Annotated in this window: 14 protein-coding genes; 9 read left to right on the top strand and 5 right to left on the bottom strand. The window is 32.3% G+C overall.

Annotated features, from left to right (window positions below; genetic code table 11):
• A partial coding sequence (locus tag ACTIEI_RS10485; RefSeq protein WP_439506244.1) for a transposase occupies positions 1-552 on the bottom strand: 552 nt, incomplete at its 3' end.
• Between the two features lie 541 nt (positions 553-1,093).
• Between ACTIEI_RS10485 and ACTIEI_RS10480 the strand changes: the two genes are divergently transcribed.
• The 3 genes from ACTIEI_RS10480 (at position 1,094) to ACTIEI_RS10470 (ending at position 3,425) form a co-directional block, all read left to right on the top strand.
• A complete protein-coding gene (locus ACTIEI_RS10480) occupies positions 1,094-2,047 on the top strand; it encodes a hypothetical protein (protein ID WP_439506243.1) in 954 nt (317 codons plus the stop codon).
• Positions 2,044-2,502, top strand: a complete 459-nt coding sequence (locus tag ACTIEI_RS10475; RefSeq protein ID WP_439506242.1) for a type II toxin-antitoxin system VapC family toxin — start codon at positions 2,044-2,046, stop codon at positions 2,500-2,502. Before ACTIEI_RS10480 ends, ACTIEI_RS10475 begins: the two co-directional genes overlap by 4 nt.
• Before the next feature lie 233 nt (positions 2,503-2,735).
• Positions 2,736-3,425 (top strand): uracil-DNA glycosylase family protein, encoded by a 690-nt coding sequence (locus tag ACTIEI_RS10470; RefSeq protein ID WP_439506241.1) that lies wholly within the window; start codon positions 2,736-2,738, stop codon positions 3,423-3,425.
• A gap of 297 nt (positions 3,426-3,722) precedes the next feature.
• Here ACTIEI_RS10470 and ACTIEI_RS10465 read toward each other — a convergent pair whose 3' ends face one another.
• Both ACTIEI_RS10465 and ACTIEI_RS10460 read right to left on the bottom strand, forming a co-directional pair.
• Positions 3,723-4,454: a hypothetical protein gene (locus tag ACTIEI_RS10465; protein WP_439506240.1), complete on the bottom strand. Its 732-nt coding sequence runs from the start codon at positions 4,452-4,454 to the stop codon at positions 3,723-3,725.
• Between the two features lie 752 nt (positions 4,455-5,206).
• Complete coding sequence (locus ACTIEI_RS10460; RefSeq protein ID WP_439506239.1) at positions 5,207-5,695, bottom strand: hypothetical protein; 489 nt, start codon at positions 5,693-5,695, stop codon at positions 5,207-5,209.
• Positions 5,696-5,796: 101 nt separating this feature from the next.
• Here ACTIEI_RS10460 and ACTIEI_RS10455 point away from each other — a divergent pair, with 101 nt between their 5' ends.
• On the top strand, positions 5,797-6,219 hold the full coding sequence (locus ACTIEI_RS10455; RefSeq protein WP_439506238.1) for a hypothetical protein: 423 nt from the start codon (positions 5,797-5,799) through the stop codon (positions 6,217-6,219).
• A gap of 109 nt (positions 6,220-6,328) precedes the next feature.
• Here ACTIEI_RS10455 and ACTIEI_RS10450 read toward each other — a convergent pair whose 3' ends face one another.
• Positions 6,329-6,793: a hypothetical protein gene (locus ACTIEI_RS10450; RefSeq protein WP_439506237.1), complete on the bottom strand. Its 465-nt coding sequence runs from the start codon at positions 6,791-6,793 to the stop codon at positions 6,329-6,331.
• A 303-nt stretch (positions 6,794-7,096) separates the two neighbouring features.
• On the opposite strand from ACTIEI_RS10450, the gene ACTIEI_RS10445 reads away from it, so the two are divergent.
• Positions 7,097-7,978, top strand: a complete 882-nt coding sequence (locus ACTIEI_RS10445) for a DMT family transporter (RefSeq protein WP_439506236.1) — start codon at positions 7,097-7,099, stop codon at positions 7,976-7,978.
• 15 nt (positions 7,979-7,993) lie between these two features.
• Here ACTIEI_RS10445 and ACTIEI_RS10440 read toward each other — a convergent pair whose 3' ends face one another.
• Positions 7,994-9,271 (bottom strand): hypothetical protein, encoded by a 1,278-nt coding sequence (locus ACTIEI_RS10440; RefSeq protein ID WP_439506235.1) that lies wholly within the window; start codon positions 9,269-9,271, stop codon positions 7,994-7,996.
• A 449-nt stretch (positions 9,272-9,720) separates the two neighbouring features.
• On the opposite strand from ACTIEI_RS10440, the gene ACTIEI_RS10435 reads away from it, so the two are divergent.
• The 4 genes from ACTIEI_RS10435 to ACTIEI_RS10420 all read left to right on the top strand — a co-directional run bounded on the left by ACTIEI_RS10435 (position 9,721) and on the right by ACTIEI_RS10420 (position 12,853).
• On the top strand, positions 9,721-10,800 hold the full coding sequence (locus ACTIEI_RS10435) for an SPFH domain-containing protein (protein ID WP_439506234.1): 1,080 nt from the start codon (positions 9,721-9,723) through the stop codon (positions 10,798-10,800).
• A gap of 147 nt (positions 10,801-10,947) precedes the next feature.
• Complete coding sequence (locus ACTIEI_RS10430; protein WP_439506233.1) at positions 10,948-11,370, top strand: hypothetical protein; 423 nt, start codon at positions 10,948-10,950, stop codon at positions 11,368-11,370.
• 48 nt (positions 11,371-11,418) lie between these two features.
• Positions 11,419-12,024 carry a PH domain-containing protein gene (locus ACTIEI_RS10425; RefSeq protein ID WP_439506232.1) on the top strand — a complete coding sequence of 202 codons (606 nt, stop codon included), beginning with the start codon at positions 11,419-11,421 and terminating at the stop codon, positions 12,022-12,024.
• A gap of 31 nt (positions 12,025-12,055) precedes the next feature.
• Positions 12,056-12,853 (top strand): DUF6591 domain-containing protein, encoded by a 798-nt coding sequence (locus tag ACTIEI_RS10420; RefSeq protein WP_439506231.1) that lies wholly within the window; start codon positions 12,056-12,058, stop codon positions 12,851-12,853.
• Positions 12,854-13,121 lie beyond the last annotated feature (268 nt).

Below are 13,121 nucleotides of genomic sequence, written 5' to 3'. Positions count from 1 at the left end.
ATCACCTGGCCTAATTCGTTTTGCTACGATTTTAGGTCGCTTTTCAATCGGCACCCGGTTAGGAATAATACCTCGGTTATCCCTTTGATTACCCCGCTTTCTTTTACGCCTACCATGTTTAAGGTGCAGATATATCCTTTTGTAGGCTTTATCTGCTGCTTTATTGCCATGCTTCGATTGCCATATCCATTGGTAAAGCCATTCAATACTCAAAGGGCACTTACCTGTTTTGTTGCCCTCCACACTAATCAGTTCAGGGCTCCATTTTTCTACCGACAGCCATTTAACAGCTTGCTCCTTCATGGCCAAACTAAACTTCACCAGCTTGGGCTTATGATAGTGTCTCTGATCCGTTCTACGCTGCGCATTAGTAGCCAGATACATTCCAGCGGTTCTTCCGCGTTGAGCAGTGTTTCTGCGAATCTCTCTACTTACCGTAGATGGATTTACCCCAAGTTGAGCCGCTATCCAATTTTGTTTCATTCCAGCCTTAATAAAGGCTTCAATCTGATATCTTTGTACCAAACTGAGTTGAGTGTAATTTTTTGTCATAAGCAACCAAAAGGTCGCACTACTTGGTCAAAAGGCAAAAAGCCCTCAAAAGCTTTTTTGCCTTTTGTTTAAAAATTGCACTTATCAGTTGAACTCAGCTTAGATTAGTAGTAAGAAAAAAACAAAGGGAAGAACAATCTTACACTGTGCTATCTATCCTAATTCAAGCATTTTAAATTGCTTAATGAACTGTTCAGCATCTGGTAAGAGAAAGGGCGGTGACTGTCATGTTAGAATGGCTCTGGGCCAACGCGGTTTTACGGTCTTACTCCGCCCCTTGTTCTTTCTGAATTTGTTTGAATCCTTTAGTATAAATTTATTGAATTGTAAACATAGGAGCGGTTTTGCGTCAGGCGGGGTTCAGTGCTTCGTCTGACGCTTTTTGCTATATTTGAACTTTCGTGCTTCGTATCAAGTGTAGTGCTAAAAATCCCGCCCGAACGCAAAGCCGCAAAACGTTGTGCGTCACCCTGCGAACAACACCTGTACCAGATTCGGAATTGAAATAAACCTTAAATTTGACTAACCTAATACTAAAAATGTGTCTGAAATTACAAATTATGATATTAAAATAGTTGGTGAAGACGCTGACAATGGGCGTATTGAATTTGATAGGCTAAATCTTTTGACTAAGTCAACTAAAGATATTGCTACTAAAGCTCTTATGCTTAGACTAAGGGGGTTTAGCGATATCACACCTGACAAAAGTTTAAAAAAGGCACTCTCATTATTTCTAGAAGCGGTTTCTGGGAATCCTAAAGACGGGACATCTTTGAAAATTGGTGCAACTCATTTTTCAGACACCATAACAGGTGTTCAATATGAACTTTTTAAACCGAAGGAAGAAATACTTAAGTTAACACCAATGTATTTGGTTATAGACTCGTTTCATAGCGCATTGAAAGGTGACAGAGAGCAAGCTGATTTAGATAAGCCGCTTTTAAAATCGCTATTATCTTTTAAGTCTAACTTTTTAAGTGATAACGAAATATTTTATCTATCAAATAGAGGGACAATCCCAGAAATAAAAATCACTAAGGATGATTTTAAAAGCATTAGTATTCTTGAAGAAAGTATTCCTTCCCCTAAAAAAGTAATTGTTAACGGGCAATTGGACGAGATGAAGGTTTCAAAGGGGAAACTTGGCCTCCAAACAGAGCAAGGTTTAGTAAATGTATTTGCAAACGACAAGAGTATTATTGAAAATATTGTGGAGTTCATGGGCAAAGACATAACCATTACTGGCATTGCTAATTTTAAGGCCAATGGACAAATAAGTTTTGTTGAAATACAAGACTTCGGCAACTCTGGAGCGAACGATAAATTCTTTTCAAAAAAGCCTTCAGCATTGTCAGCTAATCAGCAGCTTTTGTTTCATACCAAACAAGTTAAAAAAGGAAATTCATTTCAAGCTTTGAAAGACATTTCTGGATTGTTGAAGGATGATATAAATGATGAGCAATTTTCTGATATGATTAAAGATATACACAGATGAGAAATTTGGTAATTGACACCTGTGTATTAATTCACATAGTTCGTTATACCGTAACAGGTAAAAATTGTCTCGATACAATTTCGAAACTTGACGAAGAACCTAACATAATTATTTCTGTTGTAACGAAAGCAGAAATGGAATCATTCGTTTTACAAAATCAATGGGGAGCAAAAAAAATAGAGAAGCTAGAAAAACTGTTAGAAAATATCACTGTGATAGACATTAATCAAAGCGATAATGCTTTATTATCACAATACTCACAAGTGGATAGCTTTTCCAAAGGAAAAGGAGTAGATAAAAAGGGTAATAAATTAGGCGGCTCAGCTAGAAAAATGGGGAAAAATGACTTATGGATTGCAGCAACTGCAAGTGCTTTAGACATATCGCTTATTACAACAGATGGTGACTTTGACCACCTGAACCAAACTTTTATAGACGTAATAAAAGTTAAATAAAAGTGCGAACGCACAACATGAGGTTTTATGCAATTTGGGCTTGACAAGCGTAACGACAGCTAATTATGTCTAGTCCTGAAATAGGTTGACTAAAAATTGACTAAAATGGACAAGCATCTCCAAACTTTTGTTCTAAACTTCAACAAAAATATTTTTGGATTTCAATTTTCTGCTCTCTTATTTCAAAATCCAATAACGCCAAGACATATGCGTTTGGCGCAACTAAAATCTACATGATGGTTGATTTATTCATAGACCTTTACAAACAACGTTTTTCATTCAAGTTTTTTTATGAAAACCTGCTTTTCAATATTAATCGTTGGCCGGAATTCCATGTCAAAAGTGAAACGTTCTTGAATAGTTACAAGAAAGCTATAACAGTGACCGAATTTGCAGGAAGAATAAAAACAAAGACTGGTGATATTCGAGTTGACTTGCCAATTTGGTTTGGAGACCCTACATCTGTAAATAAAATTGTTGTATTTGGTTTAGAACCTCGTGACACTAACGAAACTTTAAATATTGAGCGTGTTGATAATTATGTTTTCGCAACCCCGTTCGCTCTTGAGAGACCAAATGGACCGTATTACTCTGCTTTTTTTGAAGCTATGCAAAGTGATACCACGTTTATATACTTTACTGATGCGGTGAAAACATATGTTGTCAGTGGAGACAAGCCGAACAATGACAAAGTTGCTAGGAAAGAATTTCAAGCAAACGCACAAAGAGAAAAAGCTTTCTTGCTCAAAGAACTTGATATAATTAAACCTAAAAAAGTGATTGCATTAGGAAATGAATGCTATAAGTTTCTCACCAATCATTTAGAGGACAAATACGAAGTACAAAAGGTTAGACACCCTTCACGAGGAGGAGCAAAAATTGCAAAACATCAATTTTGGGATATAATACAAAATTTAGACTAACAAGTGAGCCTTACAGTGCATTTGCCTTAATGCGGTTGGACGACGAATGAATTATTGAACATTTTATCTTATATGAACTAAACAATTATTTCAAAATATAATTTCAAATACTACATAAGTGTGAAGGCTCCCCTTTTGAGTATATATTAAACAAATGATTTAGATATTTTATTTTTAAACATTTAGAAAAATAATGTTTAAAAATAAGTCACTCCATTTTTTGGATTCTGTTTGTCTAATTTAAAATATGCCAAAGCAGCTTTCTACTATCAAGTATTTTGTTTACAAGTAAAATATTTAGGCTAAATAATCAATCTTAATTTGATTTAATAATTTTGTAAATTCTAATTGAATATTTGGGGTCTCATTTGCCTTTTGTATTCTTGAATAACCAATGATTGGTATATTTTCAAATGTGGCCTTTCTTATATTTCCAGAATTTATTTCTATTTTAATTTTATCTTTATGAGGCTTTAAAGCATCATTTACGACTGCATTGAATGACTCAATCCCTTCACAAATAATAATTTTCGGTTTTATTAACTCTACTATTTTTCTTGTCCATTCCGCTGATTTGTCTCTGAATTCAGCATTCAGGGTTTCTCCGATGTATTTATTTTCATTAAGACTATCTAAGGTTTTTACATTGTCAGTGCCTAAATAGTAATAATTTATCTTAACATTATGAGATAAGGGTAATCCTACATTTTGAAAAACTTCTCTTGTAAATACAGATAATGACCAATTTTCATCTGAATTATATCTGATATCTTCATCAGATTCTAATTGTATTTTTAAACCATCAATTTCTAAAGCAGGACTGCCAAAATATTCAATGTCTTCCGGAACATTATTTGGATTAATTCCAATAAATAGGCAATTAGGATGTTCTATGATATTACTATACCATACTTTCCATCCTTTAATTTCAGGAGGGTTTCCGTTTGACCTGAGTTTTGCATTAATTTTTTTTGCAAGTTCTAAAATTTCCGGTAGTATCTCAGTTCTATAACTTATTTCAGCGCTCATATTATAGAGTATTAGTTTATATGTCTAATATAATAAATTATTTTGTTATTGTTATCTTGAAAAGAGATTATTGAAAAATATGTTTACTGCGGCGAAGCGCAAATCAAGTACATCAATAGCGGTATGCAAACAATAATTTAGGAGCTGAACCTATTGAGAGATTAGTTTCAGTCTGCAAAAATTGTCATGATAGTTTGCATGTTTGAGTGCTTAAAAGAATAGCACTATTTTAAAAAATTCTAAAGTTGTAATCCCTCCCCTTCACACTTTTATGCACACTAGTTCTAATTTCAAATAAAAAATTACTATGAATTATTCTTCAATAAGAAGTTAAAAAATGACTCCTCACAATATAATTTCAATAATACTTCTAAACTAAAAATTGCTGTCAGATTAAGCCACTTACCCAACACGTAACCATACTCCCCACTATGTAAATACATTCCATACACCCCTCTACCTTTGGTTAAAACCTATTAACCAAGTCAACACAAGATCTAAGAGACCGAAAGAATAAGTTATTAGGAAGAATCTTTACCCTAAGCAGTGGAAAGCAAGAACTCCGTGATAATATCAACAGATTTAAAGGAACCTATGATCCAAATACGAATGAAACCCGTAATTCAATAGGCACACTAGTAGGAAGAGGGAATCTACTAACTACATTACTCTAAATAATTGTTTCATTCTTCAGCCGATAAAGAATTCTTTTTTGAGACGTTCGGCTTAATTGAATAATTGTATTAACATTGTTAGACTCTTTTTGTCTCCAATTTAATCCTATCTCTCAGGTCATCTTGAATATTTTCAAAAGTGTCCAATGTTTTAGATAATCCTTCAATAGTTAACCAATCAGATGTTATGGTGATTGCATATTCAGATGATATTTTTTCAAGTATTGAATGGTCTAATTGACGAAATTGATGATTATTGAGCAAATTATAAAGCCCTTCAAATATGCTGTTATATCTCTCTAATAGAATTGTATTGTTATTTATGCTATTAAATAGACAGCCATCAACTGGTGAGCCATAATTAAATGGACGATTCAATTCATAAATAACATTACGCTGAAATGAATTACCTGGAGATGAAAATGAATAAGATATTTCATCGTATAATAAATAAAGCTTGTAAAGCAATATTTTCCCTTCCTTACAACCATATAAGTAATTATATGAATCAATATTAAAGGGACAAAAGAAGGGATTGCTTACGAGTTCTTTTATGTTTATATTCATTTTGTATATAATTATTGCACTCTGGAACCCTAAAATACTTCTCTTAATTAAGATTACAATGTAAATAGATTGCAATCTTCGCCTATAAATTTGTTGAGGTTATGAAAGACATTATTATAGTAGAGCAGGATAGACTAGTAAGTATTGTTCAGCTTCATCAATATGATAGTTATATGAATGTGGTGTTTGGCTATGCAAATGCACGTACTAATTCCTATTTACTTGATAGCGCCATTGAAAAAGCTAAAACACTATGCGGGATTGATGAAGTATATGTTATTCATCCAGGGCTTGACAAAGTAAATCCTGAGATTACTTCGAAACATCCCCCTTTTATAGAATTACCAAAAATTACTTGTATAGCAGAGCTCCGTTCTGAAATGACTAAGGGAGATCAAACGGCAACTTACAGACTTGGTGTCTGTTGGTTTCAGGAAGAATATGCTTTCCCGATTGATGAGTCAATTCTCGAAAAATTTAAAGCGATTCCGTTTAGTACATTATGTGTTGAATATCAGTTTTAAACTTACGACATTGAGTATAATCCTCGGCAATATTTAAATACAATCAAGATTGGCTCTAAAAAAAGGGAGTTTGCAACAGTGGGACAAGGTTGGTGGTGGTGGATATAAATTATTGTTTTGTCTTTAATTTTTTTCGTATTTCATCCATTTTCATTTCAGATTTGCTTTTATTTTTTTGAACATTGGGTACTTGATTTGGCGTTGAAGTACTAATAGTATTTTTAGTCTTCTGTGATATTTTCTTTGCTGATTTAGCAGCTCTTTCTTTATCATATTCTGCCATTCTTGGATCAATCATTGAAGCTTTAGATGGATTAATATATTTTTTTTCTCGATCTACATCTCTATTATGACCAGTAACATCAGAACCAAAATGAATTTTTCCATCTTTTACTTTAATTTCTTTTTCGCCTGCCTTTGCAACATTTGGAGGCAACCCTTTTAGCCCTTTATATTGATCTCGAATAATTTTACCTAATGAATCACTTTCACGATCACTTGTACTTTGTGCTAAAGTAGAGCCCTTTAATAAAATAGTAAAAATAATTGTAGTTAAAAGGGTTATAGTTTTCATTTTTAATTGGGTTTAATTTAAAATAATTGGTAACTACTACTATATAACATATCGTATAAATTTTAATACTTATTCTGTTATTATAAGCAGACATTGGCCAGATGATTTATTAACACTGCCTTTTTTCACAGTATTGATTTGGACTAAATATTAATAGTTTAGAAACTTAACAAGTAAATTAATTTAATATTATTAGATATAATTCGTTCATTTCATTCATTTTGATATAGATATTTGATTGAAATAGTTTATTTGAAATCTAATTCAAAATTAAATCCTAAGTTTAATATTAAACCCCAATAATTGATTTCATACATCTTCGGATTATTAAGCGCTATTTCATTCGGCATCAGTAATACATATTGGAAAAAAGCAGTTAGTTCTGTTAGTTTTCCAGGATTAGTTTTTTTCAGAGGAATTATTGCAAGTACTTGTTTTGGGATATCTTGGTTTGTTTTCACAAAGACAAAGCAACTTCCAAGTTCTTTTATTAATGAAAATGCAACTTTACAGCAATATGGAGTTACTGTGATTCTTTGTGTGGCCTGTTCTTTGGGTTTGGTCTTTTATTTAAAATCGCTGAATTATTCTCCAGTTAGCATTTCAGTGCCTCTTTCTTCTATCAATATTTTTGGGATCTTAACTGCAGTAATAGTATTGCATGAAAAGTTTCATCCTATATACTATTTCTCTTTTGGTATTGGAATAGTTGGCGCACTTTTATCACAATCCTATTCTTTTTACGGTACTAAATTTAGCTGGAATATAGGCGGTACATATGCAATACTTGCTTCTTTGTTTTGGGGCACTTCCTATACATTATTTAAATTTTCATCAAAATGGATGGGTGCCATTCCTTTGGCATTTATATTAGAGACTACAGTTCTGACTACTGCATTTATTTGGATTCAAATTTCTGATAAAAACTTTTTTAGATCTAAAAAAATCCTTTCTTCAAAAAACCTTAAACACTATTTTGTCCTTGCAATATTTTTATTATTTGGAACACTATTCTTTAATCTTGCTGTACAAAAAATACCGATATTGATAATTAACCTTTTTGGCTTTTTCACACTGTTTGTTTCAATTTCAACGGGGATATTAGTTTATAAAGAAAAACTTAGTTTCAAACAGGTCATCGGAATAATTTTTTTATTGGTATCCATTTTTGCGGTAAAATATTGAGCAGTATCTAAAAGCTTATTTCTTTAATGCTTCCTGCACTTTGAGATAATGAGTATATATTAATTTGTACATAAAAGGTTCAAATAAATTAGGGTCTATCTTACCGAAGCATGTTTTTGCTGCTTTAATATCATTGCTGACAAAAAATGCATAAGACGCATATATTCTAAGTTGATTTTCAACTTTTATCCCCCAATGATTTTTCGACCTACTGTATAATTCCCAATTGCCATGATACCTTTCAAACTCTTTTAAAATAGGAACAAGCCAATCAATTCTATCTCCCATGAATAACTCATTAGAGAGATAAAGCATAAAACTAATTGCTTTATCATAATCTTGTTTAAACCCCCAATTTTTAATTACTTGATAATGCTTAGCTGAAGTATCATAACCAACACTAACCATTTCACAAATCTGAATGCCAATCGACCGTCCAACAGGAATAGGATGAAAATCTTCTGTTATTGTTATTCTTTGTAATTTCTTTAACCATTTATTTTGATTAAGGGTATCTCCAATTTGTGCAGCCTGCTTATATTTCAAAGAGAAATAGAAGAGATTTCTCTGAGGATATTTGTCAGCTTTTTCAAAATAAGCGTCAATTAATTTACCATAATATTCCTGTAATTGATCTTCATCTACAAACCATTCAATAAAATATTTTTGGGCATTGATATTGGAGGCTAAAGGATTTAATAATTCATCTAATAAATCTTTATGCTTTCTAAGCATCAATCCAAATGTTTGGCCAATGTAGTAATACCCTAAGGGGTTATGTGTTTTTATATTGTACACATTAGGTAGACTAAACACTTTTGAAAGAAAAATAATGTTTTTTTGATTCGCTGCTATTGATATCATTTCAGTTAAGAATGGGAAAATTTCAGGTTCATTTCCAAACTTTTTGCAAAGTTCAATAACTGATTTTGTATCTATTAAATGTGTTGTTGATGAAATGGATATTTGGTGATGGAGAAGATACTTGTTTTTTTGATCTTCTTGTTTAATTAAATGAATTTTTCCCTCCGAAAAAGATTCGGTTTGCTCAATTTCGGCTATCAAAGTACTCCAGTTAATAAAACCTATATAATTTGCAAGAACGTCAAGTGTATATGTTCTTGGTTGATCTATACTTTTTGCAAATCCAAATAATCTTTTAAGTGTTGTTGGACTTACATTTTCATGACATGCTTTCTTAATACTAAATGACAATGCCTCACAATCCTTCGAGTAAAGAATTTTTTTACCAAATCTATTTTCTATATGAATTCGTATAGTGTCTGGAATCATATCCTTGAATATATTATAAATGTAAGTTAGGTATAGATGAAAGTATTCAAATGAACAAAATGAACGAAATATAGTGATATTATCTATTTAATTTACTCAATAATTGTATGTCTGGGGAGATATAACAATAACTAGGGGGAGATGATAATAAGAGGTTGGTATTATAACCAGCCTCTTACTATGGAATATACATAGGTTAATTGAATTTGGTAAAATCAATACCAGCATTTATCAAATTTATAGAATTTCAAAATGCTTGGATGTACCTGAAATATTTCAATCATCAAATTATTAATGGAGACCACAAGCCATATAAACCAGGCGTAAACAAAAAGCCAAATGAGTAAGAAGCCAATCCTTAGTAAAATTAGAAAAGGTGCAAACCAGCCCAAAATCCGAAACAATTGAACCACATTTAATTTTATCCAAGGCACCTAAAACGATCAGATATGGCAATAATTGACGTATTAAAGTATGACGGACCAAACAATGCTCTAGTTTGGAAATGGAGACCAAAGGTTGACAGCAAACGTGATGAAGAATTACGATTAGGAACACAACTAATCGTTAACCAATCACAACAAGCATTATTTATTAAAGGCGGACAACTACTCGACATATTTGAGGCAGGGACATATACTTTATCAACTCAAAATCTTCCAATTTTATCAAATCTAATTGGACTTGCATTTGGCGGACAAAGCCCATTTAAGGCAGAAGTTTACTTTATAAACAAAGCCGTTGCAATGGACACAAAATTTGGACTAATTCCATTTAATATGATGGAACCAAATTTTAGAGTTCCAATTCCAATTACATCAAGAGGCAGTTTTGCAGTAAAAGTTACAGACGCAAAAACTTTTCTTAATCAAATTATTGGGACAGTTCCAGACTTTGAAGCAGATAAACTAACTCAATTTTTTAGAGGATTAATTACAGAAAATGTAAAGACCGCAATCACAAGAATTTCAAAAGAACAAAACTTAAATCCTCTTGAATTCGAAGGTATTATTTCAGAAGTTTCAGATGCAGTAAAAGGAATTATTTCAGAGGCACTTGCAAAATATGGACTTCATTTAGAGTTTTTCAACATTGAGGCAATCTCAGTTGTTGACGAAGACCCTCGAGTTAAGAAAATCGTTGACGACTTCCATAGATTAATGTCGCAAGACATGGAAGAACGAATGAGGTTGAAACGGAGAGCAGAAAATTTAGAAGTTTATAAAGTTGAAAGAACTTTTGACACAACTGAAAAAGCAGCCGAAAATATTGGAGGTGGAATCGGTGGAGACGGTGGAATTTTAGGGACGGTTGTTGGACTCGGAATGGTTGCTCCTATTGCAAATACAATGGGAAACTTAATGACTAATACTACTCAAACATTTCAGCAAAATCAAAAAGCCAACACAGAAGTGAATAAAGACGAAGTGTTGAAACTTTTAAAAGAACTTGGAGAATTAAAAACCGCAGGTATTCTTACTGAAGAAGAATTTAGCGAAAAGAAAAAAGAACTTTTATCTAAACTATAAAACCGAATGCTAAAGTGTAATTCTTGTAAAAATCCAGTAGCAGTAACTTCAATTCATTGTGAATGGTGTGGTGCTAAAATAGTTCGTGAATCAGAAAATCAAACGAATAACAATGGCACTAATTCTAGTAGTAGTTTAGCCGACTTTATGTATAAGTTGAATGAAGTTGAAAATGAAATTGTAAAAGAAAATGCAGGTGCTGGAACTTGGGGTGCATTAGATGGTATGCTTACAAGAGCATTTGGCAATTCTAAAATTGACAGCTTAAATCAAAAGAAAGCGACAATAATTCAAACCTATCCTTTGCCGAAAAACCCAGATGATTTGCTTGAAATAGCGAATATGGCAGCTTCAAATTTTAAAAATATCAAAGTTCACAAAGTTGCATTGACAGATAATGCAAGAAATGAAAATAAAATAAACCAACCAATAAAAAACGCATGGAAAACCAAGGCAGAGCAAGCCCTCAATTTACTTGCTATTTATTCGAGGACAAATGATTTCATTCGTCAACAAATTGAATTATTAAAAGCCCAACTTGTCGAAGAAAAGAAAGGGTGGTTTAAATAATTTTCAAATTCAATATTGAATTTTCACTAACAAATAAAACCAAATAATATGTTATCAATCAAAGAATTAGTGACCGAAGAGCAAGACCCAAAAGTAATTGAAAAAGTTTTGCCAAAAGTGCAAGAGTATTGCACATCAAACGAAGAAGTCCAATACATCGCAGTTCAAAAGAAAACGATTGGCGTTAACTTTTCGCCTGACTGTATTGCTTTAACAAATAAGAGAATTATCTTAATCAGACCTAAATCATTTGGTTTAAGTCTTGACTTCAAAGATTTTTCTTGGCTAAACGTAGCTGATGTTCACATGAAAGAAGGTGTATTTGGAGCAACAATTACAATCAGAACTACTTCCGGTCAAACCGACATTATGGAGGATATTCCTAAAGCACAAGCAAGAAGACTATATCGCTTTGCTCAAGAAATGGAAGAAACGAAAAAAGAAGAACGCAGACAACGTGACCTCGAAGACAAACGTGCTATTGCTGGTGGTGGTATAACTATTAACACACCAAGTCATCAACCACAAGCAACGGCAGCTCCAGTTGAAGACCCAATGGAAAAACTATCAAAATTAAAGTCAATGTTAGACATGGGTATTTTAACGCAAGCAGAATTTGACGCTAAAAAAGCAGACATTCTTTCAAAAATGTAAAACAACTAATTAGTAATTAATATTTTAAAAAATGAAAACAATTAAAACAACATTTAACTTGCTTTTTATAGTAATAGTGATTGCAACTCTAATAGCATCATGTAGTGGTGAAAGCAAAAAAGGTGAAATAGCAAAAGTCAAACCTGAAAAAGTTGAAATTTCAGGTGACCTTACTGACTATTTACAAATAGTGGATAATGAATATGAAATTACTGGTGATTTGGTTGGCAATCTTTCCATAAAAGTTAAAGCCATAAAAGCGCTTACTGAAGATGCGATTAAAGAAAATGATTTTGACATTTCTGCCTCATTACTTGACGACAAAGGAATGCCTGTTTCAGGCACTGGAGAGTTTAAAATGGAATATACCTCTAAAAATAAATTAATTAGTTTATTGAAAAAAGGTTCGGGAGAAGAAGTTATTCAACTTAAAACTGTTTATGGAGACTATAAAGCCGAAGAGCATGCCGAAAAATCAAAAAAGTTTTCAGTTTCAAGTACAATGAAAACAAAAGAAGAAACCAATGTTTCATCAACTGAAAGTTCAGATAATTCATCTGCATCATCAGATGTATCTATTTCTGCCACAACATCTACAGATTGTGACCAATTTATAACCGAGTATGAAGAGTTTGTAAGTAGTTATTTAGCAATTCTTAAAAAATATAAAGCTAATCCAACAGACGCAAGTATATTAACTGAATATACTGAAATGGCTACAAAAGCAGCTACAATGGAAACAGATGCTTCAAATTGTACTGATGCAAAATATGCAGCAAAATTGATGAAACTTAATACCAAAATTGCTAATGCTGCAGCAGGATTGTAAAACAATTTAATCTAAGCTAAAATGAAAAAATTTAAAAGCAATCTAATAATGTTCTTAATCCTTGCCGCATATCTAGCGATTACGATTTTGATTTTTGTAGAAACTTTTCCCGATAGCAAAGTTTCTTTATTGGTTGGAATACCATTATCATTTATATACTCTATTGTTTGTTTCTTCAACAAAAGAGTACGTTCTAAAATGACTATTTGGTGGGGTATCTTAAGCTTGCTTACTTGTGCATGGTGGATTTATTTAATGATAGAATAAC

Source organism: Sediminibacterium sp., from assembly GCF_051860225.1.
Lineage (GTDB): Bacteria > Bacteroidota > Bacteroidia > Chitinophagales > Chitinophagaceae > Sediminibacterium.
The sequence above is the reverse complement of the archived record's forward strand: the minus strand, read 5'-3'. Positions and strand labels throughout refer to the sequence as shown.

Excerpts from the sequence above, each read along its gene's own strand:
- ACTIEI_RS10475 (WP_439506242.1), top strand. The coding sequence starts at position 2,044 with ATGAGAAATTTGGTAATTGACACCTGTGTATTAATTCACATAGTTCGT.
- ACTIEI_RS10470 (WP_439506241.1), top strand. The coding sequence starts at position 2,736 with ATGATGGTTGATTTATTCATAGACCTTTACAAACAACGTTTTTCATTC.
- ACTIEI_RS10465 (WP_439506240.1), bottom strand. The coding sequence starts at position 4,454 with ATGAGCGCTGAAATAAGTTATAGAACTGAGATACTACCGGAAATTTTA.
- ACTIEI_RS10460 (WP_439506239.1), bottom strand. The coding sequence starts at position 5,695 with ATGAATATAAACATAAAAGAACTCGTAAGCAATCCCTTCTTTTGTCCC.
- ACTIEI_RS10455 (WP_439506238.1), top strand. The coding sequence starts at position 5,797 with ATGAAAGACATTATTATAGTAGAGCAGGATAGACTAGTAAGTATTGTT.
- ACTIEI_RS10450 (WP_439506237.1), bottom strand. The coding sequence starts at position 6,793 with ATGAAAACTATAACCCTTTTAACTACAATTATTTTTACTATTTTATTA.
- ACTIEI_RS10440 (WP_439506235.1), bottom strand. The coding sequence starts at position 9,271 with ATGATTCCAGACACTATACGAATTCATATAGAAAATAGATTTGGTAAA.
- ACTIEI_RS10435 (WP_439506234.1), top strand. The coding sequence starts at position 9,721 with ATGGCAATAATTGACGTATTAAAGTATGACGGACCAAACAATGCTCTA.
- ACTIEI_RS10430 (WP_439506233.1), top strand. The coding sequence starts at position 10,948 with ATGTATAAGTTGAATGAAGTTGAAAATGAAATTGTAAAAGAAAATGCA.
- ACTIEI_RS10425 (WP_439506232.1), top strand. The coding sequence starts at position 11,419 with ATGTTATCAATCAAAGAATTAGTGACCGAAGAGCAAGACCCAAAAGTA.
- ACTIEI_RS10420 (WP_439506231.1), top strand. The coding sequence starts at position 12,056 with ATGAAAACAATTAAAACAACATTTAACTTGCTTTTTATAGTAATAGTG.